The following is a 4,794-nucleotide window of genomic DNA, read 5'->3' on the forward strand; positions in this document are numbered from 1 at the left end:
CTTCGTGCAGTTCCACCACGACTACCTGCCGAACGAGGCCGTGTCCCTCGTGGTCGACCTGCGCGCGGGGCGCGGGGGAGGCGGGCGGTCAGCGCGTGCTGAACTGCTCCAGGTCGGCGGAGAGGCCGTCGTACACGGCGGGCTTGGAGCGCTTCAGGTACTGCGCGTAGACGACCCCGCCGATCACGGCGAGAACGAGCAGCAGCGGCAGCAGGTTGATCCAGAGCTCCTCGGATCCGGCCACGATGTTGAAGTTGAACATCGCCAGGATCGCGATCGCCGCGATGCCGAGGAAGCCGATGCCGGGGGCGATGAACGTGCTCCACCACCGGCCGTCGTTGCGGCGACGGAAGTAGACGACGATCGACAGTGCGGCGAGACCCTGCAGGATCAGCACGCTGAGAGTGCCGAAGCCGAGCATCGCGGGCACGATCTGGGTGATCGGGTTCGCACCGGCGAGGAAGAAGATCACCGCGACGACGGCGGCGAATCCGGCCTGCACGATGCCGGCGATCTGCGGGGCGCCGCCGGCGCGGGTGCGGGCGAAGGCGTGCGGCAGGATCCTGGCGCGACCGAGCGCGTACAGGTAGCGCGTCGCGGAGTTGTGGAAGGCCAGCATCGCGGCGAAGAGGCTCACGAGCAGCAGGATCTCCATGACCGTGGTGAGCGGTCCGCCGAGATAGGTCTGCGCGATCGAGAAGATGAGATCGCCGTGGGCGAGGTGGTCGACCGCGGTCTGCTGTGCCTTCGCGACGCCGATCGCGCTCACGACGGCCCAGGTGGTGACGCCGAGGATGACGCCGATCGCGGTGATCGCCGTGTAGGTGGCGCGCGGGATGGTGCGCAGCGGCTGCTTGGCCTCCTCGCTGAACAGGGCGGTGGCCTCGAATCCGAGGAAGCCGGTCGCCGCGAGCAGCAGGCCGATCGGAAGGGATCCGGAGAACACGGCCTCGGGGCTGAACGCCTCGAAGCTGTAGCCGGTGCGGATGAGCACGGAGATGTCGAAGACGACGAGCATGCTCACCTCGAGCACGAGGCAGACGCCGAGCACCTTGGAGGAGAAGTCCACGCCGATGCGCGCGAGCACGAAGCACACCGCGATCGAGAGCAGGCCCCATACCAGCCAGTGGATGTTGAGGCCGGTGAGCTGGGCGATGATCGTCTGCATGAAGAAGCCGCTGGTGCCGATCGTGCCGACGACGAAGAAGTTGTAGCCGAGGGTCGCGATGAGCCCGGCGATGAGCCCGCCGGTGCGGCCGAGGCCCTTGACGACGAAGGCGTAGAAGCCTCCTGCGTTGACGAGCTGCTTCGACATCTGGGCGTAGCCGACGGCGAACAGCAGCAGGATCACCGCCACCAGGAAGAACGACACCGGGGCGCCGCCGCCGTTGCCGAACGCGATGACGAGCGAGGCGACCACGACGATTCCGGTGAGCGGCGCGACGGCGGCCAGCACCAGGAAGACGATCCCGGCGACGCCGAGGGCTCCCTGTCGCAGTGCGGTGTGGGTCTGTTGGGTGGGTTCAGCGGTCACGTCGGCTCCTTCGCTCGGTGACGGCGCGTTCTTCCGGCCAGGGCGGGCCTCGCAGCGCGGACGTTGTGCTGCGTGGAAGACGGGCATTGTCGGACTCTGCCGAGTCTGCCGCGCTCCCGAGCGGGCGGCTTGCCCATGAGTGAAGGACGATGGTGTCAGCGTGCACACCCGTCGCGCGCCCCCTCGATCCGGCTTCGTCCGCGGAGCAGGATGGCGGAATGGAGCCGGTCGGCCTGGCCGGCTCCCCACTCGGAGGGAGCGGCGATGGAGCTGCAGCTGCAGGGCAGGACCGCCCTGGTCACCGGTGCCGCCGGAGGGATCGGCCGGGCCGTCGCCCAGGCGCTCGCGGCCGAGGGCGTGCGCGTCGCGCTGCTGGATCGCTCTGCCGCAGGACTCGCGGAGACCGCCGCGTCCTGTCCCGGATCCGTCCCGGTGGTCGCCGACGTCACGGACGAGGCCGCGGTCGACGCGGCGGTCGCCGATGCTGTGGCGGACCTCGGGGCGCTGCACACCGTCGTCTGCTGTGCGGGGATCTCCGGCCCGGTCGGATCCGGGATCGATGAGATCTCGCTCGCCGAGTGGCAGGCGGTGTTCGCCGTGAACGTGACGGGGGCGTTCCTCGTACTGCGCGCCGCACTGCCGGCGCTGCGCGCGGCGCCCGAGGCCTCTGTCGTACTGGTCGCGAGCGACTCCGCGTTCGTGGCGTCGGCCGGGATGGCGCCGTACTGCGCGTCGAAGGCCGCTCTCGTGCAGTTCGGACGCGCGCTCAGCGTCGACCTCGCGGGCGACGACGTGCGCGTCACGACCGTCTCGCCCTCGATCGTGGACACCGCGATGAGCCGGGGCGACCTCGGCGACGAGGCGTTCGCGGCCCCCGCCTTCCCGGTGCAGACCGCGGAGGAGATCGCGGCGCACGTCGTGTACCTCGCCTCCCCGCGCGCCCGCGCGGTGAACGGATCCGGGATCCTCAGCGACTTCGGCTACAGCGCCCGCTCCGGCTTCCCGGCCTAGACCTTCTTCGACTTCTCCCTTCTTCGACTTCCCCGCCTTCCACGACAGGAGACCCCCATGACCACCAACGGATCCACCGGACGCGTCGTCGTCATCACCGGCGGCGGCACCGGCATCGGCGCCGCGATCGCCGCCCGGTACGCCGCAGAGGGTGCGCACGTCGTCGTCGTCGGACGCCGCGAGGCGCCGCTGCGCGAGGTCGAGCGCGCGGTCGGCGCTCATCCCGTCATCGCCGACGCCGCCTCGACCGAGGACGCCAAGCGCGCCGTCGCCGAGGTGCTCGCGACGTTCGGCCGCATCGACGTGCTCGTCGCGAACGCGGGAGGGCACGGCTTCGCCCCGGTGGGGGAGACGGACGACGCCGGATGGGAGGCCGCGATCCGCGCGAACCTCACGACGGCGTTCGTGATGGCGCGCGAGGCGCTGCCCGCTCTCATCGAGGCGAAGGGGCAGATCGTGGTGATCTCCTCGCTCGCCGGACTCTTCGCGGGGCCCTCCGTCGCGGGGTACACGGTGGGCAAGCACGCGCTGATCGGCCTCACCCGCACGCTCGCGCGCGACTACGGCAAGCACGGCGTGCGCGTGAACGCGGTGTGCCCCGGCTGGGTGCAGACCCCGATGGCGGACGAGGAGATGGACGAGTTCGCGGAGCACGCGGGTCTCGCGTCGCGCGAGGAGGCGTACGCCACCGTCACCGCTGATGTGCCGCTGCACCGCCCGGCGCAGCCCGCCGAGATCGCGGCCGTGGTGCGCTTCCTGGGTTCCGGCGAGTCGTCGTACATGACCGGATCCGTGCTCGTCGTCGATGGCGGCGCGCACATCGTCGACCTGCCCACGACTGCGTTCGAGCACGCCGGGATGTAGGGGCGCCGGCCCCGTTCCGCCGTCAGGTCTTCGCGCTGCGCGGATCGGGGCCGTCCGGCTCTGCGACGGGCGCTTTCGCGTCGGTCGCCCGCAGGGCCGGATCCATCCGGGAGAGCACCGTCCGCAGCTCGGCGATCTCGGCGCGGAGGGCATCGACGTGCGCGACCGTCGCCGCCTGGCGGCTGGTGTTCTCGGCCGAGACCTGTTCGACGATCCATGACGCGAAGGTCGCGGAGACGACACCGAGCAGGGCGATGCCGCTGAGCATGAGCCCCACGGCGATCACCCGTCCCTCGAGCGTGATCGGCACGAGGTCGCCGTAGCCGACCGTCGTGATGGTCGTGAACGCCCACCAGATCGCGTCGGGGAACGTCACGATGATGCCGCCGCCGGCGCGCTCGGCGTCGAGCACCGCGAGGGAGGCGACGTAGACGACGAGCAGGCTCGCGCCCGTCACGTAGATGACGATCTGCCCGCGCACGGCCCGGCCGGCCGTGCGCTGCAGCACCGCGAGCAGGGTAACCACGCGCAGCACCCGCAGCGGGCGGAGCATCGGCAGCACGACGGTCGCGAGGTTGAACAGGTGCGTGAAGAACCAGTGCCAGCGCCGCGGTGCGATCACGAGGCTCACGATGTAGTCGATGAGGAACGTGCCCCAGGAGACCCAGAGCAGGTCTTCGAGCAGGGCGCCGACGCTCCCTTTCGGATCCACGATCACCTGGATCGAGTAGGTGACGAGGAACAGCACGGACGCGACGATGAGCGGCCACTCGGTGATCCGCCGCCAGCGCTCCAACGTCATGCGCGCATCGTACGCCCGGGCGGGCGAACCGGCGGCGGATCCGCGGTCTAGGCTGGCGCCGTGACTCGGAGGGCGCGGTGGACGACGGTCGTCGTCGTGATCGCCCTCGTGGCGCTCGCGGTGCTCGTGCTCGGACGAGGAGGGATGCCCGGCGGTCCTGCCGCGGTGGTCGCGTCGCCCTCCGCGACCGCGGGATCCGCGGTGGCCGGCGATCCCGTGCGCGCGCTCTTCGAGGAGCGGCGCAGCGGGGTGGAGGTGCAGGGCACGGGGATCGTGTCCCGGATCCTGCCGGACGACGACGACGGCTCGCGGCACCAGAAGTTCATCCTGACGACGCCGTCGGGGATCTCGATCCTCGTCGCCCACAACATCGACATCGCCCCGCGGCTCGACGGGCTCTCCACGGGCGACCGGGTCGACTTCCGCGGCGACTACGAGTGGAGCGAGAAGGGCGGCACCGTGCACTGGACGCACCACGACCCCTCCGGCCGCCACGAGGCGGGCTGGCTCGCCTGGAACGGCCGCACCTTCTCCTGACCCGCGCCCCCGCGCCCGTCCCCCGCTTCCACACTTGGGGCGCCCC

5 protein-coding genes are annotated in these 4,794 nt (G+C 71.1%); 3 read left to right on the top strand and 2 right to left on the bottom strand.

Annotated features, from left to right (window positions below; genetic code table 11):
* Nucleotides 1–88: 88 nt before the first annotated feature.
* On the bottom strand, nucleotides 89–1,534 hold the full coding sequence (locus CQ044_RS19305; protein ID WP_258133384.1) for an APC family permease: 1,446 nt from the start codon (nucleotides 1,532–1,534) through the stop codon (nucleotides 89–91).
* 264 nt (nucleotides 1,535–1,798) lie between these two features.
* On the opposite strand from CQ044_RS19305, the gene CQ044_RS19310 reads away from it, so the two are divergent.
* Together CQ044_RS19310 and CQ044_RS19315 are read left to right on the top strand one after the other, a co-directional pair.
* The gene (locus CQ044_RS19310; protein WP_105689971.1) at nucleotides 1,799–2,545 is read left to right on the top strand and encodes an SDR family NAD(P)-dependent oxidoreductase; all 747 of its coding nucleotides are present in this window, start codon (nucleotides 1,799–1,801) and stop codon (nucleotides 2,543–2,545) included.
* 57 nt (nucleotides 2,546–2,602) lie between these two features.
* Entirely contained in the window at nucleotides 2,603–3,409 is an 807-nt protein-coding gene (locus CQ044_RS19315) for an SDR family NAD(P)-dependent oxidoreductase (protein ID WP_045271908.1), read from the top strand.
* 22 nt (nucleotides 3,410–3,431) lie between these two features.
* On the opposite strand, the gene CQ044_RS19320 is transcribed toward CQ044_RS19315, so the two are convergent.
* The gene (locus CQ044_RS19320) at nucleotides 3,432–4,211 is read right to left on the bottom strand and encodes a potassium channel family protein (protein ID WP_105689972.1); all 780 of its coding nucleotides are present in this window, start codon (nucleotides 4,209–4,211) and stop codon (nucleotides 3,432–3,434) included.
* A gap of 60 nt (nucleotides 4,212–4,271) precedes the next feature.
* On the opposite strand from CQ044_RS19320, the gene CQ044_RS19325 reads away from it, so the two are divergent.
* On the top strand, nucleotides 4,272–4,748 hold the full coding sequence (locus CQ044_RS19325; RefSeq protein WP_219845005.1) for a DUF3465 domain-containing protein: 477 nt from the start codon (nucleotides 4,272–4,274) through the stop codon (nucleotides 4,746–4,748).
* The last annotated feature ends 46 nt before the right edge of the window (nucleotides 4,749–4,794 follow it).

The organism is Microbacterium sp. MYb64 (assembly GCF_002979495.1).
Classification (GTDB): Bacteria; Actinomycetota; Actinomycetes; order Actinomycetales; family Microbacteriaceae; genus Microbacterium; species Microbacterium azadirachtae_A.

Coding starts and splice junctions, on each gene's coding strand:
- CQ044_RS19310 (WP_105689971.1), top strand. CDS start 1,799: ATGGAGCTGCAGCTGCAGGGCAGGACCGCCCTGGTCACCGGTGCCGCC.
- CQ044_RS19315 (WP_045271908.1), top strand. CDS start 2,603: ATGACCACCAACGGATCCACCGGACGCGTCGTCGTCATCACCGGCGGC.
- CQ044_RS19320 (WP_105689972.1), bottom strand. CDS start 4,211: ATGACGTTGGAGCGCTGGCGGCGGATCACCGAGTGGCCGCTCATCGTC.